This is a genomic window from Frigoribacterium sp. PhB116 (assembly GCF_004364285.1).
GTDB lineage: Bacteria > Actinomycetota > Actinomycetes > Actinomycetales > Microbacteriaceae > Frigoribacterium.
Map to the genome: position 1 here is coordinate 580,943 of NZ_SOBE01000001.1, position 26,942 is coordinate 607,884.

Below are 26,942 nucleotides of genomic sequence, written 5' to 3' on the forward strand. Positions count from 1 at the left end.
CGCGTGCAGGCGCCCGGTGCCAGGGCCGCCCTGTGCACGTCGGCAACTCCTGAAGAACGCGACGCACGGTGCACCGATCTGCGCATCGCAGCCCGTCGGGCGTCCCCGATCAGGAGTTGCCGACCGCGGGCGGCGCATCCGGCAGCCCGGGCCCGGGCCGGCGAACAGCGGTCGTGCCGGCCCCGGGCCGTACAGGCCCCGGGTCGTGCGAGCCGCGGGACGTGCAGGTCGCGAGCAGGCCGCGAGTACGAGTCGAGGGCGACGCGGAGCAGCCGGCGTCGGCAACTCCTGCGACGAGTGCAGGCAGTCGCACGCGACCCCGCTGCGTGCAACTGCGACGGGGCACCGTGCAGGAGTTGCCGACCGGCGACCCGACCCGGCCCGGCCCCCGAGAGTCGCCCGCGGCCGGTGGCCCGGACAGGCGCGGCGGGCACCGCAGGCGCGGAGGGCCGGCGGCCCGGCGGCGCCCGGCAGGCCCGCGGGGCGCTAGGCGCCGAGCAGCTGCTCCGCGAGGTACCCGCGCAGCGCCGACAGGGGCATGCGCTGCTGCTCCATCGTGTCGCGCTCGCGGACCGTCACCGCGTCGTCCTCGAGCGAGTCGAAGTCGACCGTGACGCAGAAGGGCGTGCCGATCTCGTCCTGGCGACGGTAGCGACGGCCGATCGCCCCGGCGTCGTCGAAGTCGATGTTCCAGTACTTGCGGAGGTCCGCGGCGAGGCCGCGCGCCATCGGCGAGAGCTGCTCGTTGCGGCTCAGCGGCAGGACGGCGACCTTGATCGGCGCCAGGCGGCGGTCGAGCTTCAGCACGGTGCGCTTGTCGACGCCGCCCTTCGCGTTGGGCGCCTCGTCCTCGGTGTACGCGTCGACGAGGAACGCCATGAGCGACCGGGTGAGGCCGGCGGCGGGCTCGATGACGTACGGCGTCCAGCGCTCGTTCTTGGCCTGATCGAAGTACGACAGGTCCTTGCCGGAGGCGGCGGCGTGCGTCTTGAGGTCGTAGTCGGTGCGGTTCGCGACGCCCTCGAGCTCGCCGAACTCGCCGCCGGCGAACCGGAAACGGTACTCGATGTCGACGGTGCGCTTCGAGTAGTGCGAGAGCTTCTCGGGAGCGTGCTCGTACAGGCGGAGGTTCTCGGGGTCGATGCCGAGGTCGACGTACCACTGGAAGCGGGCGTCGATCCAGTACTGGTGCCACTCTTCGTCGCTGCCGGGCTCCACGAAGAACTCCATCTCCATCTGCTCGAACTCGCGCGTGCGGAAGATGAAGTTGCCGGGGGTGATCTCGTTGCGGAAGCTCTTGCCGATCTGGCCGATCCCGAAGGGCGGCTTGATGCGAGAAGACTGCAGGATGTTGTCGAAGTTGGTGAAGATGCCCTGGGCCGTCTCGGGCCGGAGGTACGCCATGCCCTGCTCGTTGTCGACCGGCCCGAGGAACGTCTTGAGGAGGCCGGAGAAGTTCTGCGGCTCGGTCCACGATCCGGGCTGCCCGGTCTCGGGGTCGCGCACGTCGGCGAGGCCGTTCTCGGGCGGGTGACCGTGCTTGGCCTCGTACGCCTCGAGGAGGTGGTCGGCCCGGTAGCGCTTGTGGGTGTGCAGCGACTCGACCAGGGGGTCGCTGAACACCTCGACGTGCCCCGAGGCCTCCCACACCTGGCGCGGCAGGATGACGGCCGAGTCGAGCCCGACGACGTCGTCGCGGCCCTGCACCATGGTCTGCCACCACTGGCGCTTGATGTTCTCCTTGAGCGCGACGCCGAGGGGCCCGTAGTCCCAGGCCGACCGGGACCCGCCGTAGATCTCGCCCGACTGGAAGACGAACCCGCGGCGCTTGGCCAGGGCGATGACGGAATCGAGACGGTTGGGTGCTGCCACGGGGTGTGCTCCAGAGGATCGGTCCGGGCTCGGGGCCCGGCGGTCGAGGTACCCGGCAACTCTAGCCGCGCGGGCGGCTCGGCCCGCCCCGGCCCGGCGTCCGGACGAGCCCCGACGCCTCGACGCCCCGACGCCCCGACGCCTCGACCATCCGGGTCAGCGTCCCAGGGAGGCGACGACCGCCTCCACGTCCTCGGCCGTGTTCCAGAGGTGGAAGGCGACCCGCACGCGACCGGCCCGGGCGGAGACGGTGAGGCCCGCCTCCCCCATCGCGGTGGCGGCCCGGCCGTCGACGTCGGCCCACGTGACGATCGCCTGGTGCTGCTCGGGCAGGTCGAGGCGTCGGCAGAGCTCGTCGCCGAGCCCGCTGGCGTGTGCCCAGGTCTCGGCAGGGTCGAGGCGGGCGAACGTGGCGAGGGCCGCCGCGGCGCCCGGCCAGGCCGGCCAGGCCGGCGAGACGTCGAAGGCGCGGGCGTCGTGGGCGAGCTGCATCGCGGGCCCGTAGCAGGACGACCAGACCGAGTCGCCCGCGTACCAGCCGGCCTGCACGGGCCGCAGCTCCGCCAGGGCACGCTCGGACAGCGTCATGAAGGCCGCGCCCCGGGGGCAGCAGAGCCACTTGTAGGCGTGTCCGACCGAGACGTCCCACGCGGAGGCGTCGACCGGCAGGACACCCGCCGCCTGCGTCACGTCGCAGACGGTGAGGGCGCCGTGGACCGCGGCCGCGGCGCGGATCCTCGCGTCGTCGGCCACGACGCCGGTGGCCGACTGGACGGCCGACCACGCCACGCACCACGTCGAGGGCCCGACCGCCTCCGCCAGCTCGTCGACCGGGACGCTGCGCACCGTCACGCCCCGGTGCGCCTGCTGCAGGAACGGGTAGACGACCGAGCTGAAGTCGCCGTCGACGCAGACGACCTCGGCGCCGTCGGGCGCGGCCGCGGCGACCACGGAGACCATGGCCGAGGTCTGCGAGCCGACGGCGACGCTCGTGACGGGCACGCCCACCAGCCGCGCGTACGAGGCCCTGGCCTGCTCGACGACGTCCCCGTAGCCGACGGGCGAGCGCGACCCGGTGGCCCAGCGGGCGAGGTCGTCTCGCTGGGCCGCGAGCGTCTCGGCCAGGGGCAGCCCCATGGTGCAGGCGGCGAGGTACCCGGTGCCGCTCGCGAAGCGCGAGGCCGCCTCCGGGACGGTGAGGATGCTGGTCGTGTCGGGCATCGCCCCAGACTGGGCCGTGCGCCGCAGGACGACAAGACCAGGATGACGACACCACACATAACGTCGCGTTATGGTTCGAGCATGACCGACGACCTCGATCTGTTGACCCTCCGCATCGTGCGCGCCGTCGCCGACACAGGCACGGTGACCGCGGCCGCCGCCCAGCTGGGCTACAGCCAGCCGGCGCTCAGCCAGCACCTACGGCGGGCCGAGGCCCGGGTGGGCCACCCGCTGCTGCTGCGGGCGGGCCGCGGGGTCGAGCTCACCGAGGCCGGGCGGCGCCTGGCCGAGCACGCCGTCCACGTGCAGGCCGCCCTCGACGCCGCTCGCCAGGAGCTCGACCACCTCGGCGGCGCGACCTCGGGACGGGTGCGGCTCGCGGGCTTCCCCAGCGCCTCCTCGACACTCGTGCCCGACGTGCTGTCGCGGCTGCGCACCAGCCACCCCGGACTGCAGGTCGACTACGTCGAGGCGGAGCCCCCCGAGGCGCTGACGCTGCTGCGCGACGGAGCCGTCGACGCCGCGGTGGTGTTCCGCCATGCGGGCCGGGCCGCCACCGATCGCGAGAGCGTGCCCGAGTCGCTCCGCGAGACCGCGCTGTTCGCCGACCGGACCGTGCTCGTGCTGCCCCGCCCCCACCCGTTCGTCGAGGGCGACGACTTCGGCACGCTGCACGCCGAGCGCTGGATCGGGGGCTGCCCGCGCTGCCGCGGCCACCTCCTCACCACCTGCGCGGCCGCGGACTTCGCGCCCGAGATCGTCCTCGAGACCGACAACGCGCTCGCCGTGCTCGGCCTCGTCGCGGCGGGCCTCGGGATCGCGCTGCTGCCGGGCCTGTCGCTGCAGTCGGCGGCGCTCCCCGAGGAGGTGCGGGTCGTCACCCTGCCCCCGTCCGTCTCGCGGGTGATCGCGGTCGCGCACCGCCGCGGGGCCCGGCGGGTTCCCAGCATCCGCGTCCTCACGGAGGCGGTGGCCGCGGTGCTGCCGGACCGGCACGGCCTCGAGGCGGTCGGGCCGCAGGGCGCTGTCACAGGCCCGAGCTAGGCTGACCGGACGAGACGAAGGGTGCCCGCTCCGTGAAGAGACGACTGACCGCCGTCGGCCTCGCCGCCGTCCTGCTGGTGGGCCTCACCGCCTGCTTCCCCGACCTCACGACCCTCCAGCCGGTCGGCCAGGCCGGCGTCGACGGCGGCTCGGGCCTGGGCGGCACGGCCACCCAGGCGCCCCAGCCCCAGGTCACGGGTGCGCCGGGCACCGGCGGAGGGACGGGCGGCGCCTCGCCCGACGAGCTGGCACCGGGCGGCACGCTCCTCAACCAGGTCAACTACAAGGACCTCACGATCTACGTCTACAGCGTCGGCACGCTGACGACCACGGCGCCCTCCATCTACGCGCGGCCCGACGGCAGCGACCCCTACCCCGCCGGCACCACCGTCGAGGCCACCGCCTACGTGCTGGCGAACAACTCGCAACGTCGGCTCGACCTCACCGACCTCAGCGCCGACTACTCCGCCTACGGCAACGACCTCGCCCAGCAGGACGTGTTCGCCGGCCAGGACCTGCTGACGGACGCCGGCTACTCGGCGTCGCTCGAGTCGGCCTTCCCGGCGGACGCGGCGACCTGGTACCTGCTGCCGGGCGAGTCGGCCGTGTTCGCCAACGCCTGGTTCCACCGGCCCGCCGACGGGCCCCTCACCCTGCAGTTCCTCTGGCCCGCCGAGAGGATCTTCCTCGGCGCGAACATCCAGTTCTAGGCGCTGCCGGTCGTGTCGGCGCCGGTGCTGGTGCCGCTGGCCGCCGTCGTCGGCGCGTCGACAGCCCCGCCGAAGCGGCGAGAGCGCCTGGCGTACGTGACCACCGCCTCCCAGAGGTCGGTCCTCGAGAAGTCCGGCCAGAGCCGGTCGAGGAACACCATCTCGGCGTAGGCCGACTGCCACAACAGGAAGTTGCTCGTCCGCTGCTCGCCCGAGCTGCGGACGAAGAGGTCGACGTCGGGCAGCTCGGGCGCGTACAGGTGGCGCTGGATGAGCTTCTCGGTGACCCCCGACGGCTTGACGCGGCCCGCCGCCACGTCCTCGGCGATGGCACGCACGGCGTCGGCGATCTCGGTGCGGCCGCCGTAGTTGACGCACATCGTGAGGGTCAGCACGTCGTTGCCCCGGGTGAGCTCCTCGGCGTACTGCAGCTCCTTGATGACGGAGCCCCAGAGCCGCGGCTTGCGGCCCGCCCACCGGACGCGCACGCCCCACGCGTTCAGCTGGTCGCGCCTCCGGTGCAGGACGTCGCGGTTGAAGCCCATCAGGAACTTCACCTCGTCGGGCGAGCGCTTCCAGTTCTCGGTCGAGAAGGCGTAGACGCTCAGGTGCTTCACGCCGAGCTGGATGGCGCCCGCGACGACGTCGAGCAGCGAGGCCTCGCCCTGCTTGTGGCCCTCGACACGGGACAGGCCCCGCGCGTTCGCCCATCGCCCGTTGCCGTCCATGACGATGGCGACGTGCTCGGGGACGGCGCCCCGGGGCAGCTCGGGCGGGTACAGGCCCGTCCAGTCGACGGGGCGCCAGTCGACGGAGTCGCGGTGGGTCTTCTTCACGGGGTGCCTTCCCTCGCGGCGGCGGGCAGTGCCCGGCCGGGCTCTCGGTCGATGTGCTGGAGCGAGCGGAGGCCGCGCTCGAGGTGCCACTGGGTGTAGGCGGCGACGACGCCGCTCGCCTGGTTGCGGGTCGCGTCCGGGGTCGCGTCGGCCGCCTCCCAGTCGCCGGTCAACAGCGCCGAGAGCAGCTCGAGCGCAGGAGGCGCGAGTCGCGGAGCCCCCGGAGGCGCGTGCTCGTCGGCCACCACTCCCCCGAGCTGCACCACGAACGCCGAGTGCGGCCCCGGGGCGCCCGACACGGCGCAGTCGCCGAAGCTCGGCGACCAGCCGGCGATGCTGAGCGCGCGGAGCAGGTAGGAGTCGAGGGTGAGCTGGGGGGCGTGCTCCCGCCGACTCAGCGACCGCAGGGCGCCGACGAGGAGGAGGTACTGCTGCAGGCCGGCCTCGGCGTCGGTCAGCTTGTCGGCCGTCTCGACCATGACGCTCCCGGCCGTGTAGCTCGCGTAGTCGGCGGCGATCAGGGCACCGTAGGAGCCCAGCGACTCGGCCTGGGTCACCACGTCGAGCGACCGGCCCTCGTAGAGCTGCACGTCCGCCACCATCATCGGCTCGAGACGCGAGCCGAACTTCGACCCGGTGCGCCGGACCCCCTTGGCCACGGCCCGGATCTTGCCGTGCTGGCGGCTGAGCATGGTGAGGATGCGGTCCGCCTCACCCAGCTTGTGGGTGCGCAGCACGACGCATTCATCTCGGTACACGGGCACTCGGCCATGATCCCACGCGTGGTACAAGTGCAGGATGCACGCCACGGCCTTCGCCATCCCCCTGTGGGCCGACCTCCTCGCCGTCGGGGTCGGCAGCCTGCAGGGCGCCATGTTCGCCTCCGAGTTCAAGGACAGACGCCTCGACCTGCTCGGGGTCGCGATCATCGGCATCGCCACCGGGCTCGGCGGCGGCATCCTGCGCGACGTGCTGCTCGGGCAGGTGCCCCGTGCCATGTCGAGCAACTGGTACCTGCTCGTGGCCGTGGCCGCCGCCCTCGTCGGGATGGCGCTGCAGCGCCTGTTCCACCGGCTCGCGGGGCTGATCACCGCCCTGGACGCCCTCACCATCGGCCTGTTCGGCGCGATCGGCTCGACGAAGGCGCTGGCGCTCGGGCTGCCCGAGATCCCCGCCGTGTTCGTGGGGGTGATCTCCGCTGTCGGGGGCTCGGTGCTGCGAGACCTGTTGATGAACCTGACCATCGCGATGATGCACGTCGGGTCGCTCTACGCCGTGGCCGCCGCCGCCGGTACCGTCGTGCTCGTCGTGCTCGTCTCGGTCGGGGCACCGGTGGCGCTCTCCGCGATCATCGGCACGTCGGTCACCCTGGTGATCCGGCTGCTGGCCGTGCGCTTCGGCTGGACCCTGCCCGAGCAGCGTGCTCTGAGCCGGCTGCCGCGCTGGCGTCGACCGCGCTGACGTCGCCCGGCATGCGCTGCGGCGCCGGCGCCGGCGCCGACCGCCGCACCGGCGCGCTCGGTGTCGGCGCCGGCCGTCGCACCGGCGCGCTCCGTGTCGGCAACTCCTGACCGGTGCGTCGGCGCTGCCGCGCGCCAGCGCCGCCCGCACGCGTGACCGGGCACGCGTCAGGAGTTGCCGACACGATCGACGGCCTGCCGACGGAGCAAGCGGCCAGCTGCAGCCGGGCCGAGCGGCGGCCCGTGCCCGCGGCCGCGGAGCGGCTAGGCGGTGGCGAGCTCGCGCACCGTCGTCGTCCGGCGGACGGCTCGGTTCACCGCGGAGACGATGGCCTTGAGCGACGCCGTCGAGATGTCGGCGTCGATGCCCACGCCCCAGAGGCGCGTCCCGTCGACGTCGAGCTCGACGTACGCCGCGGCCTGGGCGTCACCGCCGGCGCTGAGGGTGTGCTCGACGTAGTCGTAGAGCTCGACCCGCACCCCGTGGTCGGCGAGGACCTGGATGAAGGCGTCGATCGGGCCCTTGCCCCGGCCGGAGGTCGACTCGACCGTGTCGCCGACGCGCAGGTCGACGTCGAGCGACGTCACGCCGCCCATGTCGCTGGACGTCCCCGTGCGCGTCAGCTCGAACCGGCCCCACTTGTCGTCGTCGATCGGAGCGGGCAGGTACTCGTCCTGGAAGATCGTCCAGATGTGGGCGCTCGACATCTCGCCGCCCTCGGCGTCGGTGCGCGCCTGGACGACCCCGCTGAACTCGATCTGCAGCTTGCGCGGCAGGTCGATCGCGTGGTCGGCCTTGAGCAGGTAGGCGACGCCGCCCTTGCCGGACTGGGAGTTGACGCGGATGACGGCCTCGTAGCTCCGGCCCAGGTCCTTCGGGTCGACCGGCAGGTAGGGCACAGCCCAGACGAGGTCGTCGACGCTCGTCCCCGTCGCCTCCGCCTCGGCGGCCATCGCCTCGAAGCCCTTCTTGATGGCGTCCTGGTGGGAGCCGCTGAAGGCCGTGTAGACGAGGTCGCCCGCCCATGGGCTGCGCTCCGGCACCGGCAGCTGGTTGCAGTGCTCGGCGGTGCGCTTGACCTTGTCGAGGTCGCTGAAGTCGATCTGGGGGTCGATGCCCTGCGTGAAGAGGTTGATGCCGAGCGCGACGAGGTCGACGTTCCCGGTGCGCTCGCCGTTGCCGAAGAGGCAGCCCTCGATGCGGTCGGCGCCGGCCAGGTAGCCCAGCTCGGCGGCGGCGATGCCCGTGCCGCGGTCGTTGTGCGGGTGGAGCGACAGGATGACGCTGTCGCGGCGCGCGAGGTTGCGGTGCATCCACTCGATCGAGTCGGCGTACACGTTCGGGGTCGCCATCTCGACCGTGGCCGGCAGGTTGACGATGACGGGGCGCTCGGGGGTCGCGTCGAAGGCCTCGATGACCTGGTTGCAGATGTCGAGGGCGAAGTCGAGCTCTGTGCCGGTGTAGCTCTCGGGCGAGTACTCGTAGAACACGGCCGTCTCGGGGATGGTCGCCTCAGCCGCGCGGCAGAGCCGGACGCCCTCGAGGGCGATGTCGACGATGCCCTGCCGGTCGGTGCGGAAGACGACGTCCCGCTGCAGGACGCTCGTCGAGTTGTAGAGGTGCACGATGGCCTGCTTCGCACCGGCGATGGCCTCGTACGTGCGGGCGATCAGGTGCTCACGTGCCTGGGTCAGCACCTGGATCGTGACGTCGTCCGGGATGGCGCCTGTCTCGATCAGGCTGCGGACGAAGTCGAAGTCGGTCTGCGAGGCGCTCGGGAAGCCGACCTCGATCTCCTTGTAGCCCATGCCGACGAGCAGGTCGAACATGATGCGCTTGCGCTCGGGGCTCATCGGGTCGATGAGGGCCTGGTTGCCGTCTCGGAGGTCGACGGCGCACCAGCGCGGAGCCTCGGTGATGCGACGGGAGGGCCACGTCCGGTCGGGCAGGTCGACGGCGATCTGCTCGTGGAACGGGCGGTACTTGTGGATCGGCATCCCCGACGGGATCTGTGCGTTCTTCATGACTCAGGTCTTCTCTGCCCCGACGACGGGGCCTCAGCGCGTGGATGGTGTCGGCCGACGACGAACTCCGCGACGAGGGGGGCCTGGGTCAGGACTCGTCGCGGCAGCTAAGGAGGAGCAGACCGAACAGCACGAGGCGAATCTAGCACCCGAGCCCGGTCCGTGACGGACGAGCCGCGTCCGCTGCCGCTACTCGGTGATCCCGTGCTCGTACGCGTACACGACGAGCTGGACGCGGTCGCGCAGCGACAGCTTCGACAGCACCCGGCTGATGTGCGTCTTGACCGTGGCCTCGCTGAGGAACTCGCGCCCGGCGATCTCCGAGTTGCTGAGCCCTCGGGCCGCGAGGTCGAAGATGTCCCGCTCGCGACTGGTCAGGGTGCCGAAGGCGGCAGGGATCGACGCCGCCCGGGAGGAGCGGCCGTCGAAGTGCTCGAAGAGCTCCCGTGTGGCCGACGCCGCGATCACGGCGGTGCCCGCGTGGACGGTGCGGATCGCGGCGAGCAGGAACTCGGGGTCCGCGTCCTTGAGGACGAAGCCGCTGGCGCCGCCCCGGATCGCCCGGGTCGCCGCCTCGTCCAGGTCGAAGGTCGTGAGCACGATGATGCGGGGCGGGCGTCGAGCGGCCGCCTCGGCCTGGGCCAGGACGGCGCTCGTCGCGGCGATCCCGTCCATCACGGGCATCCGGATGTCCATGAGGACGACGTCCGGACGTGCCTCGGCGACCATCGCCACCCCCTCCGTGCCGTCGCTGGCCTCGCCGACGAACTCGAGGTCGGGCTGGGAGCCGACGAGCATCTTGATGCCGGCCCGGAAGAGCGCCTGGTCGTCGACCAGGGCGACGCGGATCGTGGTGGTCATCGGATCATCCCTACTTCTTGGGTAAGCGCCAGCGTCGGTACGATGGCGTGGACGACGAACCGGCCGTCGGCGTCCTGGGTCGTGAGCGACCCGCCGGCCAGCGTGGCGCGCTCGCGCATGCCGTCGAGACCGTGGCCGCCGCGGCGCACCTCGCCCGTCGCCCGCGTGTCGACGGGCTCGGTGACCGGCCGCACGACGTTGGACACCACCAGGTGGAGGGCGTCGTAGCGCCAGTCGAACAGCAGCTCGACCGGAGCGTCCCGCGCCCCGTGCCGGAGCGCGTTGGTCAGCGACTCCTGGGCGATGCGGAACACGGCGAGCTGTCGGTTGGTGCCGAGCTGCTGGGGCTCGCCGTGCACGCGGTGGTCGATCTGCAGACCAGAGCCTCGCATCTGGTCGAGGAGGCGGTCGAGGTCGCCCAGCGCGGGCTGCGGTGCCTCGCCCTGGCTGTGCCGCAGCTGCCCCAGCAGCACACGGACGTCCCCGAGAGCCTCGCGGGCAGTCCCCGCGATGGTCTGGAGCGCCTCGTCGACGCTCGTGGGATCGACCCTCGCGGCGTAGCGGGCGCCGTCGGCCTGGGCGATCACGACGGCGAGCGAGTGGGCGACGACGTCGTGCATGTCCCGGGCGATCCGGTTGCGCTCCTGCTCGACGGCGATGTCGCGCTCGGCCCGCGCCGCCTCGCGCTCGGCCCGGGCGGCGTCGCCCTCGGCCCGTGCCGTCTCGCGCTCGGCCGTGAGCTGCGCCTCGCGGCTCACCCGCGCGGTCGACCTCGCCCGGGTCAGCAGACCCGCTGCCCACGGCAGCCCGAGGAGACCGAGGAAGCCGAGGAACGTGATGCCGAGCTGCAGGAAGATGCGGACCACGTCGGTGACGCCGTAGACGTTGTAGTCGATGCCGAACAGCGACGTCTGCACGAACGAGACGTAGAAGGTGCCCGAGATCGCGCCGAGGGCCACCGACCCGAGACCAGCCCACTTGGCTCGTTCGCTGCCGTAGGCGGCGACCGAGTACAGCACGGCGCAGATGGCGAGGTTGCTGACGCCCGGCGTCGACAGCGAGACCATCTCGCCGAGGGCGACGGCCCAGGCGATCGTCAACGCCAGCGACGGGGACAGGCGCCGGATCGCCGCGGCGACGACCATTCCGAGCACGACCAGGCCGCCCGCGAGGTCGCCCTCGAGGAACAGCAGCGAGACGAACCCGAGCAGGAGGGCCGCCGAGACGTCGACGACGACCTGGTAGGGCGCGAGGCGGCGGAAGCTCATCCGACGAGCGTAGGGCGCGAAGGGGCCCTGCGGGTCAGCCGCGGACGTCCCGACGACCACCGGCCGACCCGGATCATCCTGTGGAGGGACAGACGCGCCCCTGGGGTCAGAAGCCCAGGCGGCCGAGCAGCTTCGGGTCGCGCTGCCAGTCCTTCGCGACCTTGACCCGGATCGACAGGAACACCTGATGGCCGACGAGCGGCTCGATCTGCGCCCGTGCGCGCGCACCGACCTCGCGCAGCCTCGCGCCGCCCTTGCCGATGACGATGGCCTTCTGGCTGTCGCGCTCGACGAAGAGGTTCGCGTAGATCTCGAGGATGTCCTTGTCGTCGCGCTGGACCATGTCGTCGATGGTGACCGCGAGGGAGTGCGGGAGTTCGTCCTGCACGCCCTCGAGAGCCGCCTCCCGGATGTACTCGGAGACCCTGTCCTCGAGGACCTCCTCGGTCACGGCGTCCGCCGGGTAGAGCGCGGGCGAGAGCGGCATGAGCTTGATGAGCTCGTCGGCGAGCACGTCGAGCTGCACGTCGCCGAGGGCGGAGAGCGGGATGATCGCCTCCCAGTCGCGGAGCCGGCTCACCGCGAGCAGCTGTTCCGCCACGGCCGGCCGCGAGGTCGTGTCCGTCTTCGTGACGATCGCGACCTTCTTGGCCCGTGGGAACGCGTCGAGCTGTTCGTTGATGAACTTGTCGCCCGGCCCGATCTTCTCGTCGGCCGGGATGCAGAGCCCGATCACGTCGACGTCGCCCAGGGTCGTCTGCACCACGTCGTTGAGGCGCTCGCCGAGCAGGGTGCGGGGCCGGTGCATGCCCGGGGTGTCCACGAGCACGAGCTGGCCCGCGGGGTGGTGCACGATCCCGCGGATGGCCCGCCGGGTCGTCTGGGGCTTCGAGGAGGTGATGGCCACCTTCTCGCCGACGAGCGCGTTGGTCAGGGTCGACTTGCCGACGTTCGGCCGCCCCACGAACGAGACGAAGCCCGCACGGTGGTCGGGGCCGGCGGTCGGCATGGGAGGCAGGACGGAGTCGTCGCCGGTGGTCGTCATGGTGCTTCTCTCGGGGAGGGGACGGGATCGGGGTCGGTGAAGGCCGCCTGGGCGGAGACCAGGGCTGGGTCGCGCTCGACGAGGACCGTCTGCAGGTCGCGACGTCGCCCCTCTGTGCGGTCGGCCGTGAGCACGAGACCGGAGACGGTGACGGTCGAGCCCTTCTCGGGCAGGCGCCCGAGCTGCTTCGTGAGGAGGCCGCCGACGGAGTCGACGTCGTCGTCGTCGAGCTCGATGCCGAAGAGGTCGCCGAGCTCGTCGACGGCCAGCCGTGCGCTGACGCGGTAGACCCCCGGAGAGATCTCGCGGTGCTCGGCGACGGTGCGGTCGTACTCGTCGCTGATGTCGCCGACCAGCTCTTCGATGAGGTCCTCGAGGGTGACGAGGCCGGCGATGCCGCCGTACTCGTCGACGACCATCGCGAGGTGGTTCTTGTCGAGCTGCATCTGCCGGAGCGCGTCGTCGGCCTTCTTCGACTCGGGCACGAAGACCGCGGGGCGTGCGAGGTCGGCCACCGCGGCGTCGTCGGCGCCGGCGTGCTCGTGCAGGCGCCGGGCGAGGTCGCGGAGGTAGACGACGCCGACCACGTCGTCGCTGTCGCGGCCGACCACCGGCACCCTCGAGACACCGCGCCCCAGGAAGAGGCTCATCGCCGAGCGGACGGAGGCCGTCGACTCGATGGTGACCATGTCGGTGCGGGGCACCATGACCTCGCGGACCACCGTGTCGCTGAACTCGAAGATCGAGTGGATCAGCTCACGGTCGTCTTCCTCGAGGACGTCGAGCTCGGTGGCCTCGTCGACCATGCTGAGGAGCTGCTCCTCGGACGAGAACGACGCACTGCGGGGCCGGCCCGGCGTGACCCTGTTGCCGATGGCGACGAGGGCGTCGGCGAGCGGTCCGAGCACGACACGGAGTCCCCGGACGAGGCCCGCGGTCGCGACGACGAGGCCTCGGGCGTGCGCCCGGCCCACGCTGCGCGGGCTGGAGCCGACGAGCACGAACGACACGAGGGTCATGATCAGCGCCGACAACAGGAGGGCGAGCCACCAGTGCTCGACCGTGAACGCGAACGACAGCGAGACCAGGACCGCAGCGGACGTCTCGGCGACCACCCGCGTGAAGTTGACCGCGTTGACGTGGGCTCCGACGTCGGCGGCGACCGCGGACAACGAGGCGCTGCTGCGGGGCGAGGACTCGGCTTCCTCGAGCAGGTCGCCCCGACTCAGCACCCCCAGCGCGGCGTCGACGGCCGCGAGCAGCCCCCCGAGGACGACGAGCACGACGGCCACGATGACGAACACGGTGACCATCACGGCGTCACCGTCTCTCGTCTGCGCCGGCGAACGCGGCGAGGATCTCGCGCTGGAGACCGAACATCTCGCGTTCGTCGTCGGGCTCGGCGTGGTCGAAGCCGAGGAGGTGCAGCACGCCGTGGCAGGTCAGCAGCAACATCTCGTCGAGGGGGCTGTGGCCCGCCGTGACCGCCTGGGCGACCGCGACCTGGGGGCAGACCACGATGTCGCCGAGCAGGCCGGCCGGCGTGGGCTCGTCCTCGGTGCCGGGACGGAGCTCGTCCATCGGGAAGCTGAGCACGTCGGTGGGACCCGGCTCGTCCATCCACTGGACGTGCAGCTGCTCCATCGCCGCCTCGTCCACGAAGACGATCGCGAGCTCGGCCTCGGGGTGCACGTGCATCTGGTCGAGCGCGAAGGTCGCCAGGCGCTGGATCGCCGCTTCGTCGACCTCGAGGCCGGACTCGTTGTTGACCTCGATGCTCATCGGGTGCCTCTCTTCGGGAGCCGGTCGCGGCTGGCGGACGACCGGCGCTCGGCCCGGTTCGCGCCGTCGCCGGAGACACCCGCCGAGGCGGCCGAGTCGGCCGCCTCCTGCCGCTCGGCCCGCTGGGCCTGCCGCTCGGCGTCGTAGGTCGTGTAGGCGTCGACGATCCGCCCGACGAGGGTGTGGCGGACCACGTCGTCGCTGGTCAGCCGGGCGAAGTGGATGTCGTCGATGTCGTCGAGGACACGGGTGACGAGCTGGAGGCCGCTGGCCCCGGTGGGCAGGTCGACCTGCGTGACGTCGCCGGTGACGACCATCCGCGAGCCGAACCCGAGGCGCGTGAGGAACATCTTCATCTGCTCGGGCGTCGTGTTCTGCGCCTCGTCGAGCACCACGAACGCGTCGTTCAGCGTCCGGCCGCGCATGTACGCCAGGGGCGCCACCTCGACGGTGCCGGCCGCCAGGAGCTTCGGCACGATCTCCGGGTCCATCATCTCGTTCAGGGCGTCGTAGAGCGGGCGCAGGTACGGGTCGATCTTGTCGGTCAGCGTGCCGGGCAGGAAGCCGAGCCGCTCCCCCGCCTCGACCGCGGGGCGCGTGAGGATGATGCGCTGCACCTCGCGGCGCTGCAGGGCCTGGACGGCCTTCGCCATCGCCAGGTAGGTCTTGCCCGTGCCTGCGGGGCCGATGCCGAACGTGATGGTGTGCTGGTCGATGGCGTCGACGTACTGCTTCTGCCCGAGCGTCTTCGCGCGCACGGCCTTGCCGCGGCTCGAGACGATGGGCTGGCCGAACACGTCGGACGGGGCCGCCGCGCCCGAGTCGAGCAGCTTCGCGGACGTCTCGACCTCGGCCGGCGCGAGGTCGTGGCCCCCGCGGACGAGCCCGACGAGCTCGTCGACGAGCACCCGGGCCCGGCTCACGGACGCGGTCGGCCCCTCGAGGGCGACCTCGTTGCCCCGGACGAGCACGCGCACGTCGGGGTACTGCTTCTCGACGGTGCGCAGCAGGCGGTCCTGGGGACCGAGCAGCTGGACCATGGCGACGCCGTCGACGGTGAGGTCGACACGCGTGGTGCCCTCGCCTGCGGGCTGAGGGTCGGTGGAGCGGGTCTCGCTAGTGGGCAAGGGAGCCTTCCTCGAGGGGGCCTGCGAGCACATGGGCGTGCACGTGGAACACGGTCTGGCCGGCGGAGGCGCCGGTGTTGAAGATCAGTCGGAACTCGCCCGTGCCGCCCGAGGCAGCCACGACCTCGTCGCCGAGGAGGGCCGGGTCGGAGGCGAGCGCCGAGGCCGTCGCCACGATCTGGGCGAGCAGCGACGGGTCGGCGGCCGCGAGCTCGACGACGTCGCGGTGACGCGCGGTCTTGGGCACGACGAGCACGTGGAACGGCGCCTGGGGCGCGATGTCGCGGAAGGCGATCACCGAGTCGTCCTCGAAGACCACGTCGGCGGGGATCTCGCGCGAGATGATGCGGCTGAAGACCGACGCCTCGGTCGGTGCTGGCTCTGGCTCGGACATGCGTCCCATGGTAGTCGCGGCCGCCGACACGGCCCCCACCAGCGGCACGGCCCTCACCGCCGGCACGACCCCACGGCCGCCACCGACGGCCCGGCGCCTACCAGCGCCCGAGCCGCACGCTCAGGACCGCGAGGGCGGCGGGCCCCGCCGTCGACGTGCGCAGCACGGCGTCGCCGAGCCGCACCGGTACCGCCCCCGCGCTCGCGAGCAGCTCGAGCTCCGAGGGCGAGATGCCGCCCTCGGGGCCGACAACCACCAGGACCGACGACGGCGCGCCTCCCCCGCCCTCGACGACGATGTCGGAGAGTGCCCGCTCGGCGCTCGGCTCGAGCACGAGAACGAGCGTCGTGGCGTCCGCGGCGCGCACCGCGACCTGCTTCGTCGACGACAGCTCGGAGACCACGGGAGCCCAGGGCCGGATCGCCTGCTTCGTCGCCTCCCGCGTGATGGAGCGCCACCGAGCGGTGCCCTTGGCCACCTTGGCGCCCTCCCAGCGCGAGACGCTGCGGGCGGCGGACCACGGCACGACCTCGTCGACGCCCAGCTCGGTCGCGGCCTGGACGGCGAGCTCGTCGCGGTCGCCCTTGGCCAGCGCCTGGACGAGCACGAGCCGGGTCCCCGGTCGCTCGACCCGCGTCACCTCGGCGGCGACCACCGTCAGCCGCGAATCCGTCGCCTCGACGACCTCGCCGCGCACCGACGTGCCCCGCCCGTCGCCGAGCGCGAGCGACTCGCCGACACGGACCCGGCTGACCGTGACCGCGTGCCGCGCCTCCTGCCCCTCGACCACGACGGTGCTCCCGACGGACGCGTTCGTCAGGTCGTCGACCAGGTAGAAGTGGGCCACGATCAGAAGTGCAGGAACCGGTCGCGGAGCTTGCCGAACAGGCCCTGCTGGAACTGCGAGAGCTCGGGCGCCGCCGAGCGGCGTCCGGCCGCGAACTTCTCGATGAGCTCCCGCTCCTTGTGGCTGAGCTTGGTGGGCGTCACCACCTGTACGCCGATCTTGAGGTCGCCTCGACCTGTGCCGCGGAGCTTCGTGATGCCCCGGTCGCGGATCGTGATGACGTCGGCGCTCTGGGTGCCGGCCTTCAGCTCGATCTCGACCTCTCCGTCGAGCGCGTGCAGGGTCGTCTCGGTGCCCAGGATGGCGTCGGCCATCTGCACCTCGAGGGTCGCGAGCAGGTCGTCGCCGTCGCGGCTGTAGATGTCGTGGTGGCGCACCTTGACCTCGAGGTAGAGGTCTCCGTTCGGGCCGCCGGCCTGGCCGACCTCGCCCTGGCTCGGCAGCTGCAGCCGGATGCCCGTGTCGACGCCCGCGGGGATGTCGATCGGGATCGTGCGGCGTGCGCGCACCCGGCCCTGGCCCTGGCAGGTGGGGCACGGGTTCGGGATGACGGTGCCGTAGCCGCGGCAGGTGCCGCAGGGGCTCGACGTCATGACGTTGCCGAGCAGCGACCGGACGGTCCTCTGGATCTGGCCGGAGCCGTGGCAGATGTCGCAGGTCTGGGGCGAGGTGCCGGGCGCGCAGCACGACCCGTTGCAGGTCTCGCAGAGCACGGCCGTGTCGACCTCGATGTCGCGGGTCGTGCCGAAGACGATCTCCTCGAGGTCGACCTCGAGGCGCAGCAGGGCGTCCTGGCCGCGCTCGCGACGCGATCGCGGGCCCTGTCGCTGGCCCCCGCCTCCTCCGCCTCCGAAGAACGCGTCGAAGATGTCGCCGAAGCCGGCCGCGCCCCCGCCTCCGCCGCCGAACCCGGCCTGCGGGCCGAGGTCGTAGCGCTCGCGCTGCTGCGGGTCGCTCAGCACGTCGTAGGCGTGCGTGACGTCCTTGAAGCGCTCGGACGCCTCGGGGCTCGGGTTGACGTCGGGGTGCAGCTCGCGCGCGAGCCTGCGGTACGCCTTCTTGATCTCGTCCGGCGTCGCCGACCGGTCGACTCCGAGCACGTCGTAATGATCTGCCACTTGTTCTCGTCTGCCTCTGGTGTCTGGGGGTGGTCTCGTGGGGGCTGGTCAGGGGGCGCGGCGCGGTCGCGCAGGGCCGGGGAGGTGCGGCTCGTCAGCGCTCGGAGAGCAGCGACGACAGGTAGCGGGCCACCGCACGCACGGCGGCCATGTTGGTCGAGTAGTCCATGCGCATCGGGCCGAGCACGCCGAGGCGCGCGACCTCGCTGCCCGTCGAGGTGTACCCGCTCGCGAGCACGGACGCCTGGGAGAGGCCGAAGGAGGCGTTCTCCCGCCCGATGCTCGCGGCGACGTCGACCGCGTCGAGCTGCATCTCGCCGAAGAGGCGCAGCAGGGCCACCTGCTGCTCGATCGCCTCGAGGACGGGGTAGAGGTCGCCGCTGAAGTCGTCGCCCGTGCGCACGAGGTTGGCCGCGCCGGCCATCACGAGGCGTTCCTGACGCCCGGCGGCGAGCTGCTCGACCAGGCTGGCGACGACGACGCCGACCACGACGGCCTGCTCAGGGCGGAAGCGGTCGTGCAGGTCGCCGAGCAGCGCGGCGGCCGCGCTCAGCTCGGTGCCGCCCACCGCCGCGTTGAGCGCCCCGCGGAGCTCAGCGAGGAACTCGTCGTCGACGACGACGGGCAGCTCGACGAGCCGCTGCTCGACCTGCCCCGTGTCGGTGATGAGCACGGTCATGACGCGCCGCTCGGCCAGGCTGACCAGCTCGACGTGCCGCACGCGCGCCCGCGAGAACGAGGGGTACTGCACCAGCGCGACCTGGTTCGTCAGCTGGGACAGGAGGCGGACCGTGCGGCCGAGGACCTCGTCGAGGTCGGCAGAGTCGCCGAGGAACGTCTCGATCGCCTGCCGCTGCGCGCTGCTCAGCGGACGCAGGTCGGCGAGGTGGTTGACGAAGAGACGGTAGCCCTTGTCGGTCGGCACCCGACCCGACGAGGTGTGCGGCGCCGCGATCAGCTCTTCTTCTTCGAGGAGCGCCATGTCGTTGCGGATCGTGGCGGCCGAGACGCCGAAGTGGTGACGCTCGACGATCGACTTCGAGCCCACGGGCTCGCGGGAGGCGACGTAGTCGTGCACGATGACGCGCAGCACCTCGAGACCACGTTCCGAGACCACGACGCACCTCCCTCTCGCACGGCCGGCGGCGGGGCACGTCACGACGACGACCCGAGCTCGCTGGCACTCGTCCTGCCAGACTGCCAATCCTACGTCACGCGGCCCGCGAGGCCTACTCGACCCGCACCTCCTGCCCTATGCTCGCCGTGACGCCCGGCGGACGACCTCGTCCGGCCGGGCGGCCAGCACCGACCACCCGCGATGCGCCCGTTCGCCTCGACCCGGTCGGGCCCACGACGACGAACAGGTGAGCAGATGACCGACACCCCTCCCTCCCAGCCGCACGACCCGCAGGGCTCCGGCTGGGGCCAGCAGCCCGGCCAGGGCCAGCCGGGTCAGGGCCAGCCCGGCTACGGGCAGCAGCCGGGTCAGCCCGGCCCGCAGCAGCCCGGCTACGGCCAGCAGCCCGGCTACGGCGCCCCGCAGCCGCCGCAGCCCCTGCGCCCCGAGGACGAGAAGCTCTGGGCCACGCTGATCCACGTGGGCGGCATCCTGCTCAGCTTCGTCGCGCCCCTGGTCGGCTACCTCGTGCTCAAGGACCGCGGCCCGTTCGTCCGCGAGCACAGCCGCGTCGCACTGAACTTCCAGATCACGATGGTCATCGCGTACGTCATCGGAGGCGCCACGTCGTTCCTCGGCATCGGCGTGCTGATCACGCTCGCCGCGGCGATCGTCGTGATCGTCTTCGGGATCATCGCGGCCCTCGCCGCCAACCGCGGCGAGTACTACAAGTACCCGCTGAGCATCGAGTTCATCAAGGCGTAGCCCGCCGGCACGCTCGTCGAGGCGCGTCTCCCGCTCGGGAGGCGCGCCTCGCGTCGTCCCGGCCGCGTCCAGCGTCGACTCGGGTCGAGTCGGCCCTCAGACCGGGAGCAGCCGGCGGACCACGGCGTCGGCCATGAGCCGCCCCGTGCGCGTGAGCACGACCCGACCGCCCAGCGCCTCGCGCCCCTCGACCCAGCCGTCCGCGATCAACCCCGCCACGGCCGCGCGGCCCTCGGGATCGAGGTCGGAGGTGGGCAGGCCCTCGCGCATCCGGACGGCGAGCAGCACCCGCTCGACCCGGCGCGTCTCGGCGTCGAGGGTCTCGCGGCCGGCGCCGGGCGACTCCCCCGCGGCCATGCGCTGGCCGTAGGCAGCCGGGTGCTTCACGTTCCACCAGCGGACCCCGCCGACGTGGCTGTGGGCGCCCGGGCCGACGCCCCACCAGTCGTGGCCTTGCCAGTACGACAGGTTGTGGCGCGAGCGGTGCTGCTCGTCGCGCGCCCAGTTGCTCACCTCGTACCAGCCGTAGCCCGCGGCGGCGAGCCGGTCGTCGGCGAGCTCGTACATGTCGGCCGCGGTGTCGTCGTCGGGCTGGGCCACCTCGCCACGGCGGATCTGCCGGGCGAGCTTCGTGCCGTCCTCGACGATGAGCGAGTACGCGGACAGGTGGTCGGGCTCCTGCTCGAGGGCGACGTCGAGCGACCGGGACCAGTCGTCGAGCGTCTCGCCGGGCGTGCCGTAGATGAGGTCGAGGCTGACGTCGAGCCCGGCGTCGCGCGCCCAGCGCACGACGAGGGGCACGCGCTCGGGGTCGTGCGTCCGCTCGAGGGTCGCGAGCACGCTCGGCACCGCGGACTGCATGCCGAAGCTGACGCGCGTGAAGCCGGCGGCCGCCAGCGCCTCGAGGTACGCGGCGTCGACCGAGTCCGGGTTCGCCTCCGTCGTCACCTCGGCGCCGTCGACCAGGCCCCAGGTATCGACGACCGACGAGAGCATCGCGGCGAGGTCGGAGTGCGGCAGCATCGTGGGCGTGCCGCCGCCGAAGAAGACGGTCGAGACCGGACGAGGAGGCAGCCCGGCACCCTCGAGGACGCGACCGGCGAGGCGCACCTCGTCCACCGCCTCCTGCGCGTAGTCGTCACGCCGGGCCCCGCGCAGCTCGTCGCCCGTGTAGGTGTTGAAGTCGCAGTAGCCACAGCGCACCCGGCAGAAGGGCACGTGCAGGTACACGCCGAAGTTGCGGTCGGCGACGCCCTCGACCACCGAGGCCGGCAGTGAGCCGTCGACGGGGGCAGGGTCGCCGAGGGGAAGGGCTCCGGGCACCGTCAGTCGCCCGACCGGCGCGAGCCGGGCTCGCGGATCTCGTCGTCGTGAGCGGCCTCGGCGGCGGCCTCGAGGTCGACGTCGGCCTCGGCCGGGACGTCGGGCTCGCTCAGGCTGAGGGCGCGCAGGTAGCGACGCGTGTACATCGCCTGCTGGCGGCGCATGAAGGGCTCGACGAGCTTCCAGCGCCAGGTGCTCGGGCGGGAGAACGAACGGATCGACAGCCAGACGGAGGCGTCGTCGGTCTGGTCGACGACCCAGCTCTCCTCGCCGCTCTCCGGGTGGCCGTCGAGCGTGCCGTAGGCGAAGCCCTTGCGCCGCGGCTCGTCGACGACGTAGACGACCCGGACGGGCGCCTGCACGCTGCGGCCGTAGGCCGAGATCGACAGGGTCGCCGTCGTGCCCGCGGTGAGGAACGGCGTGCCGTCCGGCGCGAAGCGGGACTCGTCGCGGCCCTGCTCCCAGTGCGCCGGGTCGACGGGGACGCCGTCGTCGTCGAAGGTGACGGGGTGGTAGCCGCCCTCCTCGACGGGCGGCACCGAGTCGACGTGGACCTCGATGCCGCTGCGCTCCTGGATCTTCCAGGTCATCGTGGCGATCCACGCCGCCTCGAAGCGAGCGTCGCCGTGGCCGACCCTGGTGCGGTACTCGGCGGGGCGGAAGCCCTTCGGCGGGTACTGCATCAGGTCGGGCGCCTGCGTCGCCCCGACCTCACCGTAGGTCGTGTGGGTCTCGGCGTGGGTCGAGCGGCGCATCGGCTACTTCTTCTCTTTCTTCGCCTCGGTGTCGCCGCTCAGAGCGGCGATGAACGCCTCCTGGGGCACTTCGACGCGACCGATGGTCTTCATGCGCTTCTTGCCCTCCTTCTGCTTCTCGAGCAGCTTGCGCTTGCGGCTGATGTCGCCGCCGTAGCACTTCGCGAGGACGTCCTTGCGCATGGCGCGGATGCTCTCGCGCGCGATGATGCGGGCGCCGATCGCGGCCTGGATGGGGACCTCGAACTGCTGTCGAGGGATGAGCTCGCGGAGGCGACCGGTCATGAGGACCCCGTACGCGTACGCCTTGTCGCGGTGGACGATCGCGCTGAACGCGTCGACCTGCTCGCCCTGGAGAAGGATGTCGACCTTGACCAGGTCGGCCTCCTGGTCGCCGGTGGGCTCGTAGTCGAGGCTCGCGTAGCCGGCCGTCTTCGACTTGAGGCTGTCGAAGAAGTCGAAGACGATCTCGCCGAGGGGCATCGCGTAGCGGATCTCGACCCGGTCCTCTCCGAGGTACTCCATGCCGAGCAGGGCGCCGCGGCGCTGCTGGCAGAGCTCCATGATGACGCCGACGTAGTCCTTCGGGGCGAGGATCGCCGCCTTGACCATCGGCTCGCTCACGCTGGCGATCTTGCCGCCGGGGAACTCGCTCGGGTTGGTGACGGTCACCGTCTGCTTGTCGTCGGTGGTGACCTCGTAGACGACGCTCGGCGCCGTGGTGATGAGGTCGAGGCCGAACTCGCGCTCGAGGCGCTCGGTGATGATCTCGAGGTGCAGCAGCCCGAGGAACCCGCAGCGGAACCCGAAGCCGAGCGCGACGCTGGTCTCGGGCTCGTAGACGAGGGCGGCGTCGGACAGCTTGAGCTTGTCGAGGGCCTCGCGCAGGTCGGGGTAGTCGCTGCCGTCGATCGGGTACAGGCCCGAGTAGACCATCGGGAGGGGCTCGACGTAGCCGGCCAGCGCCTCCGTCGCGGGCTTGGCCGAGGTCGTGACGGTGTCGCCGACCTTCGAGAGCCGCACGTCTTTCACACCGGTGATCAGGTAGCCGACCTCGCCGACCGAGAGGCCCTGGCTCGGCGTCGGCTCGGGGGACGAGACGCCGATCTCGAGGATCTCGTGCGTCGACTTCGTCGACATCATCTGCACCTTCTCGCGCGGGTGCAGGGTGCCGTCGATCATGCGGATGTAGGTGACGACGCCGCGGTAGCTGTCGTAGACGGAGTCGAAGATCATCGCGCGCGGCGAGGCGTCGAAGTCGCCTGTGGGCGACGGGATGCGGTCGACGACGCGGTCGAGCAGCTCAGTGACGCCGATGCCCGTCTTGCCGCTGACGCGCAGGACGTCGGCGGGGTCGCCCCCGATCAGGCTCGCGAGCTCGGCCGCGTACTTCTCCGGGTCGGCCGCCGGCAGGTCGATCTTGTTGAGGACCGGGATGATCTCGAGGTCGTTCTCGAGCGCCAGGTAGAGGTTCGCCAGCGTCTGGGCCTCGATGCCCTGCGCTGCATCGACGAGGAGGATCGCGCCCTCGCACGCCGCGAGCGACCGGCTGACCTCGTAGCTGAAGTCGACGTGGCCGGGCGTGTCGATCATGTTGAGGGCGAAGGTCTGGCCGTCGCGCTCCCAGGGCATGCGCACGGCCTGGCTCTTGATCGTGATGCCGCGCTCGCGCTCGATGTCCATGCGGTCGAGGTACTGGGCGCGCATCGCCCGGTCTTCGACGACGCCGGTGATGCCCAGCATGCGATCGGCGAGCGTCGACTTGCCGTGGTCGATGTGCGCGATGATGCAGAAGTTGCGGATGTGCTCGGGCGCGGTCTTCGCCGGCTCGAGTGCACGGGTTGCTAGGGGGCTCACACGGTCCTCAGGGGGTGGCGGGCGGTTGTCGCCTCGATTCTCCCACGTCGCGCTCGGGAACCGTGTCGACAACTCCTGCGGTGTGCACTGCACCATCGCCGTGACTGCGCTGCCGGGGGCTCCCGGCACACCCGTCAGGAGTTGCCGACACGAGGCGCGGCCCCACCGAGCGGGCGGCAGCGGACGGGCAGGCGTCAACCGACGGGCAGGCGTCAGCTGACGAGCAGGCGTCAGCCGAAGTACTGGAACAGGCCGAGCAGGCCGATCGGGACCGCGGCCAGGAGCCCGACGACGAGGAGGACGACGCTGCCGAGCAGCATCACCCCCGACGAGATGATGCCGATCAGCGCCATCGTGCGGCCCGCGGGCTCGCGTCGGCGACCCAGGACGCCGAGGACGACGCCGACGATCGGCACGACGAAGGTGAAGCTCAGCGCCACCGACGCGATCCCGAGCACGAGGCTCGTGAGGCTCAGCGGCGAGTGCAGTCCGCCGGCCGCCGCGGGGGCGGCAGGAGCGGCAGGGGCCGCGGTGTGCGCGGCGACGGGCGGGGTGGTCGGTGCGGTGTTCGTCATGTCTCGAGCCTACGAAGGAGACGCAGCCCGCCTGAAGGGGGCAGACCCCCGGATCGAGGCGGGGGCGTCCCCGTCAGGCGCCGGGTGCGGGGAGGGCCCGGAGCCCGCGCTCGATCACTTCGGGAGCCGCGGCCAGGCAGATGCGGATCCAGCCCTCGCCGGACCGGCCGAAGGCGCTGCCCGGCGCGACGGCGACCCGCCGCTCGAGCAGGAAGCGCTCGGCCCAGCCGGCGACGTCGCCCTGCGACGCGTGGCTCACGTCGATCCAGAGGTAGAAGGCGCCCTGCGGGTCGAGGTGGGCGATGCCGCGCTCCGCGAGCAGCGCCGTGGCGAGCTCGAGGTTCTGGCGATAGTGCTCCCGGGCCTCGGACACCGGCCCGTGGTCGCCGGTGACGGCGGCGAGGGCGGCGTGCTGGTCGGGCTCGGCGACGCAGCTGATCATCGCCTCCTGGACCGTCCGCATCGTCGGGGCGAGGCCACGCGGCGTCACCAGGTAGCCGACGCGCACGCCGGTCATGGCGTAGGTCTTGCTCAGCGAGAACGCGCTGAAGACGCGGTCGTCGGCGTCGAGGGAGGCGATGCTCACGTGCGGCGTCCCGTAGGTGAAGTACTCGTAGACCTCGTCGCTGATCACCCAGAGGTCGTGTCGGGCGGCCAGGTCGAGCAGCCCCTGCAGCACCTCCCGCGGCCAGACCACCCCGAGGGGGTTGGACGGCGAGTTGACGACGACGGCTCGCGTGCGGTCCGTGACGGCCGCCTCCAGCTGGTCGAGGTCGGGCAGGAAGCCGTGGCCGGGCGAGAGCGCGTACGGCACGGGGACGGCGTCGAGCATGTGCGCGTTCATCGAGAACGTCGTGTAGCCGGGGTCGGGCACGAGCACCTCGTCGCCCGACGAGAGGACGAGCCCCATGGCCTGGTGGAGCGCCTGGGTGGCCCCGACCGTGACCCAGACCTGCTCCACGTCGACGTGCAGGTCGTTCTCGCGCGCCAGCTTCGCCACGAGGGCCTCGCGGAGGGGCGCGATGCCGCCGTTCGGCGTGTAGCCGGTGCGGTCCTCCGACCAGGCACGGCGGGCCGCGTCGCCGACGTGGTGGGGAACGGGCACGTCGGGCTCGCCGATGACCAGCATCGCGACGTCGTCCAGGCCGGCGGCGAGCTCGAAGACCCTGCGGATCCCGGAGGCGGGGACGGATGCGATGTGCGGGGCGAGCGACGGCATGACGGCACCGTACTACGGGCGACACGCCCTCCCGCTGGGTCACCACCGCCCCTCGGGGACGCCCTATCATTGAGAGTCGGGCGACGTGCTGGTAACGTTGCCTGTTGGCTTGCGCGGAACGTCTGACGTGACGGATCGCGAACGCAGCCGAGAGCCGCTCCGGTGGCACCACCGGCGGCAGTCCGGGGAGAGCGCGTCTCCTCCCGGTCGGCTCGCAGCACCACCTCACAGAACCGTCCCCCGGGCACGGCGCCGCATCCTGGTGCCGACAGCCCAGTCATACGACACACGAAACAGGAAGTAGCGAACGTGGCGAACATCAAGTCGCAGATCAAGCGCATCGGCACCAACAAGAAGGCCCAGGACCGCAACAAGGCCGTCAAGAGCGAGCTGAAGACCGCTGTCCGCGCCGCGCGCGAGGCCATCGTCGCCGGCGACAAGGACAAGGCGACCGCGTCGCTGGCCCTCGCCTCGAAGAAGCTCGACAAGGCCGCCAGCAAGGGCGTCATCCACAAGAACCAGGCCGCGAACCGCAAGTCGTCGATCGCGAAGCAGGTCGGCGCTCTCTGAGCCTGACCCCCTGAGCGCATCGCGCTCGCTGCGAAGGGCCCCGTCTCGACCGAGACGGGGCCCTTCGCGTTCCACGAGGACGTCAGGATGACAGACCCGCGAGCCGGGCAGTCGGTCAGCGCCCGACGGCACCCCGCGTCGCCACGGTCGTGACCATCCGCTCGAGCGCGTAGATCGCGTCGCGCTGCGCGCCCTTGACCGCGGCGTCCGTCTCGGCGAGCAGCTCGATGCACCGGCCCAGGCCGTCCTCGCTCCAGCCACGCACGTCGCGCTGGGCCCGCTCGACCTGCCACGGCGCCATGCCGAGGCGAGACGCGAGCTGGCCGGACGGGCCGTAGACGCCCTGCACCTTCGCCATGGTGCGGATCTTCATCGCGAAGGCCGCCACGACGGGGACCGGGTCGGCACCCGACGAGAGGGCGTGCCGCAGGAGCACGAGCGCCTCGCCCTGGCGCCCCGCGATGGCCGCGTCCGCGACCTTGAAGGCGTTCGTCTCGACCCTGCCGGCGTAGTACTTCTCGACCGTCGCCTCCGTGATCTCGTCCGCCGCGTCGGAGATCAGCTGCTGGCAGGCGCTGGCGAGCTCGGCGAGGTCGTCGGAGAACGCCGTCACGAGCGCGCGGAGTGCGCCGCTCGACACACGTCGACGTGCCGACCGGAACTCGCCCGCGGCGAAGTCGTGCTTCTCCGTGTCCTTCTTGAGCTCGGCACAGACGACCTCGACGCCGCCGCCCACGCCCGCACGGATCGTGTCGAGCAGCTTCTTGCCGCGCACTCCCCCGCCGTGCCGCAGCACGAGGTAGGTGTCGTCGGCCGGCGACTCGAGGTACCGGAGCGTCTCGGTGAGGAACGCGTCGGTGCACTTCTCGACCGACACCACGCGCAGGAGGCGCGGCTCGGCGAACAGGGACGGGCTCGCGAGCGTGATGAGCTCGCCGGGCTGGTAGTGGTCGGCCTCGAGGTCGTGGACCTCGAGGCTCGGGTCCTCGGCGACGAGCTGGTCGCGGAGCTGCCGCACGGCACGCTCGGCGAGGAACTGCTCGGGCCCGCTGACGAGGACGACCGGCGCGGGGCGGATCGCGTGCCAGGGGACCTGGTCGACGGCGACGCTCGCCTTCTTCGTCGTCTTGCCGGTGGTTCTCGCGGCCACG

The 26,942-nt window shown here is 72.1% G+C and carries 26 protein-coding genes; 5 read left to right on the top strand and 21 right to left on the bottom strand.

What is annotated here, in order from left to right:
• Positions 1 to 486 precede the first annotated feature (486 nt).
• The gene (locus EDF20_RS02630) at positions 487 to 1,872 is read right to left on the bottom strand and encodes a glycine--tRNA ligase (RefSeq protein WP_123546130.1); all 1,386 of its coding nucleotides are present in this window, start codon (positions 1,870 to 1,872) and stop codon (positions 487 to 489) included.
• A gap of 156 nt (positions 1,873 to 2,028) precedes the next feature.
• Positions 2,029 to 3,093 carry an aminotransferase class V-fold PLP-dependent enzyme gene (locus tag EDF20_RS02635; RefSeq protein ID WP_123546132.1) on the bottom strand — a complete coding sequence of 355 codons (1,065 nt, stop codon included), beginning with the start codon at positions 3,091 to 3,093 and terminating at the stop codon, positions 2,029 to 2,031.
• Positions 3,094 to 3,174: 81 nt separating this feature from the next.
• Between EDF20_RS02635 and EDF20_RS02640 the strand changes: the two genes are divergently transcribed.
• Both EDF20_RS02640 and EDF20_RS02645 read left to right on the top strand, forming a co-directional pair.
• Positions 3,175 to 4,137 (top strand): LysR family transcriptional regulator, encoded by a 963-nt coding sequence (locus EDF20_RS02640; RefSeq protein WP_243833343.1) that lies wholly within the window; start codon positions 3,175 to 3,177, stop codon positions 4,135 to 4,137.
• Between the two features lie 32 nt (positions 4,138 to 4,169).
• Complete coding sequence (locus EDF20_RS02645) at positions 4,170 to 4,847, top strand: hypothetical protein (RefSeq protein WP_133737614.1); 678 nt, start codon at positions 4,170 to 4,172, stop codon at positions 4,845 to 4,847.
• On the opposite strand, the gene EDF20_RS02650 is transcribed toward EDF20_RS02645, so the two are convergent.
• On the bottom strand, positions 4,844 to 5,683 hold the full coding sequence (locus tag EDF20_RS02650) for an isoprenyl transferase (protein ID WP_123546138.1): 840 nt from the start codon (positions 5,681 to 5,683) through the stop codon (positions 4,844 to 4,846). The two genes, EDF20_RS02645 and EDF20_RS02650, sit on opposite strands and share 4 nt — an antisense overlap.
• A complete protein-coding gene (gene recO / locus EDF20_RS02655) occupies positions 5,680 to 6,447 on the bottom strand; it encodes a DNA repair protein RecO (protein WP_123546140.1) in 768 nt (255 codons plus the stop codon). Before recO ends, EDF20_RS02650 begins: the two co-directional genes overlap by 4 nt.
• Positions 6,448 to 6,481: 34 nt before the next feature.
• Between recO and EDF20_RS02660 the strand changes: the two genes are divergently transcribed.
• The gene (locus EDF20_RS02660; RefSeq protein WP_123546142.1) at positions 6,482 to 7,144 is read left to right on the top strand and encodes a TRIC cation channel family protein; all 663 of its coding nucleotides are present in this window, start codon (positions 6,482 to 6,484) and stop codon (positions 7,142 to 7,144) included.
• 263 nt (positions 7,145 to 7,407) lie between these two features.
• Here the strand turns inward: EDF20_RS02660 and leuA are convergent, their stop codons facing one another.
• From leuA to hrcA, 11 genes are all read right to left on the bottom strand, one after another.
• The gene (gene leuA, locus EDF20_RS02665) at positions 7,408 to 9,168 is read right to left on the bottom strand and encodes a 2-isopropylmalate synthase (RefSeq protein ID WP_133737615.1); all 1,761 of its coding nucleotides are present in this window, start codon (positions 9,166 to 9,168) and stop codon (positions 7,408 to 7,410) included.
• 189 nt (positions 9,169 to 9,357) lie between these two features.
• Positions 9,358 to 10,029, bottom strand: a complete 672-nt coding sequence (locus EDF20_RS02670; protein ID WP_133737616.1) for a response regulator transcription factor — start codon at positions 10,027 to 10,029, stop codon at positions 9,358 to 9,360.
• Positions 10,026 to 11,297: a histidine kinase gene (locus EDF20_RS02675; protein WP_133737617.1), complete on the bottom strand. Its 1,272-nt coding sequence runs from the start codon at positions 11,295 to 11,297 to the stop codon at positions 10,026 to 10,028. The genes EDF20_RS02670 and EDF20_RS02675 overlap by 4 nt, the downstream gene beginning before the upstream one ends.
• Positions 11,298 to 11,403: 106 nt before the next feature.
• Positions 11,404 to 12,342, bottom strand: a complete 939-nt coding sequence (gene era / locus EDF20_RS02680; protein ID WP_228506190.1) for a GTPase Era — start codon at positions 12,340 to 12,342, stop codon at positions 11,404 to 11,406.
• Positions 12,339 to 13,655, bottom strand: a complete 1,317-nt coding sequence (locus EDF20_RS02685) for a hemolysin family protein (RefSeq protein WP_194613311.1) — start codon at positions 13,653 to 13,655, stop codon at positions 12,339 to 12,341. Before EDF20_RS02685 ends, era begins: the two co-directional genes overlap by 4 nt.
• Before the next feature lie 7 nt (positions 13,656 to 13,662).
• Positions 13,663 to 14,124 carry an rRNA maturation RNase YbeY gene (ybeY, locus tag EDF20_RS02690; protein WP_123546152.1) on the bottom strand — a complete coding sequence of 154 codons (462 nt, stop codon included), beginning with the start codon at positions 14,122 to 14,124 and terminating at the stop codon, positions 13,663 to 13,665.
• Positions 14,121 to 15,164: a PhoH family protein gene (locus EDF20_RS02695; protein WP_243833402.1), complete on the bottom strand. Its 1,044-nt coding sequence runs from the start codon at positions 15,162 to 15,164 to the stop codon at positions 14,121 to 14,123. The genes ybeY and EDF20_RS02695 overlap by 4 nt, the downstream gene beginning before the upstream one ends.
• 76 nt (positions 15,165 to 15,240) lie before the next feature.
• On the bottom strand, positions 15,241 to 15,645 hold the full coding sequence (locus EDF20_RS02700) for an HIT domain-containing protein (RefSeq protein ID WP_133737619.1): 405 nt from the start codon (positions 15,643 to 15,645) through the stop codon (positions 15,241 to 15,243).
• Positions 15,646 to 15,742: 97 nt separating this feature from the next.
• Complete coding sequence (locus EDF20_RS02705) at positions 15,743 to 16,492, bottom strand: 16S rRNA (uracil(1498)-N(3))-methyltransferase (RefSeq protein WP_133737620.1); 750 nt, start codon at positions 16,490 to 16,492, stop codon at positions 15,743 to 15,745.
• 2 nt (positions 16,493 to 16,494) lie between these two features.
• Complete coding sequence (dnaJ, locus tag EDF20_RS02710) at positions 16,495 to 17,610, bottom strand: molecular chaperone DnaJ (protein WP_123546158.1); 1,116 nt, start codon at positions 17,608 to 17,610, stop codon at positions 16,495 to 16,497.
• Positions 17,611 to 17,704: 94 nt separating this feature from the next.
• The gene (gene hrcA / locus EDF20_RS02715; RefSeq protein WP_123546160.1) at positions 17,705 to 18,727 is read right to left on the bottom strand and encodes a heat-inducible transcriptional repressor HrcA; all 1,023 of its coding nucleotides are present in this window, start codon (positions 18,725 to 18,727) and stop codon (positions 17,705 to 17,707) included.
• Between the two features lie 255 nt (positions 18,728 to 18,982).
• On the opposite strand from hrcA, the gene EDF20_RS16170 reads away from it, so the two are divergent.
• Entirely contained in the window at positions 18,983 to 19,492 is a 510-nt protein-coding gene (locus EDF20_RS16170) for a DUF4870 domain-containing protein (RefSeq protein WP_133737621.1), read from the top strand.
• 96 nt (positions 19,493 to 19,588) lie between these two features.
• On the opposite strand, the gene hemW is transcribed toward EDF20_RS16170, so the two are convergent.
• The 5 genes from hemW to EDF20_RS02745 form a co-directional block, all read right to left on the bottom strand.
• Positions 19,589 to 20,815 carry a radical SAM family heme chaperone HemW gene (gene hemW, locus EDF20_RS02725; RefSeq protein ID WP_133737622.1) on the bottom strand — a complete coding sequence of 409 codons (1,227 nt, stop codon included), beginning with the start codon at positions 20,813 to 20,815 and terminating at the stop codon, positions 19,589 to 19,591.
• A gap of 2 nt (positions 20,816 to 20,817) precedes the next feature.
• A complete protein-coding gene (locus EDF20_RS02730) occupies positions 20,818 to 21,570 on the bottom strand; it encodes a DUF1990 domain-containing protein (RefSeq protein WP_133737623.1) in 753 nt (250 codons plus the stop codon).
• 3 nt (positions 21,571 to 21,573) lie between these two features.
• Entirely contained in the window at positions 21,574 to 23,427 is a 1,854-nt protein-coding gene (lepA, locus tag EDF20_RS02735; protein WP_133737624.1) for a translation elongation factor 4, read from the bottom strand.
• Positions 23,428 to 23,657: 230 nt separating this feature from the next.
• On the bottom strand, positions 23,658 to 24,002 hold the full coding sequence (locus EDF20_RS02740) for a DUF4190 domain-containing protein (protein ID WP_133737625.1): 345 nt from the start codon (positions 24,000 to 24,002) through the stop codon (positions 23,658 to 23,660).
• A gap of 73 nt (positions 24,003 to 24,075) precedes the next feature.
• Complete coding sequence (locus EDF20_RS02745; RefSeq protein ID WP_133737626.1) at positions 24,076 to 25,221, bottom strand: aminotransferase class I/II-fold pyridoxal phosphate-dependent enzyme; 1,146 nt, start codon at positions 25,219 to 25,221, stop codon at positions 24,076 to 24,078.
• A 309-nt stretch (positions 25,222 to 25,530) separates the two neighbouring features.
• Between EDF20_RS02745 and rpsT the strand changes: the two genes are divergently transcribed.
• Positions 25,531 to 25,791 carry a 30S ribosomal protein S20 gene (gene rpsT, locus EDF20_RS02750; protein WP_123546174.1) on the top strand — a complete coding sequence of 87 codons (261 nt, stop codon included), beginning with the start codon at positions 25,531 to 25,533 and terminating at the stop codon, positions 25,789 to 25,791.
• A gap of 115 nt (positions 25,792 to 25,906) precedes the next feature.
• Here the strand turns inward: rpsT and holA are convergent, their stop codons facing one another.
• Positions 25,907 to 26,941, bottom strand: coding sequence for a DNA polymerase III subunit delta (gene holA / locus EDF20_RS15985; RefSeq protein ID WP_243833404.1), 1,035 nt, complete (start codon positions 26,939 to 26,941; stop codon positions 25,907 to 25,909).
• Position 26,942 lies beyond the last annotated feature (1 nt).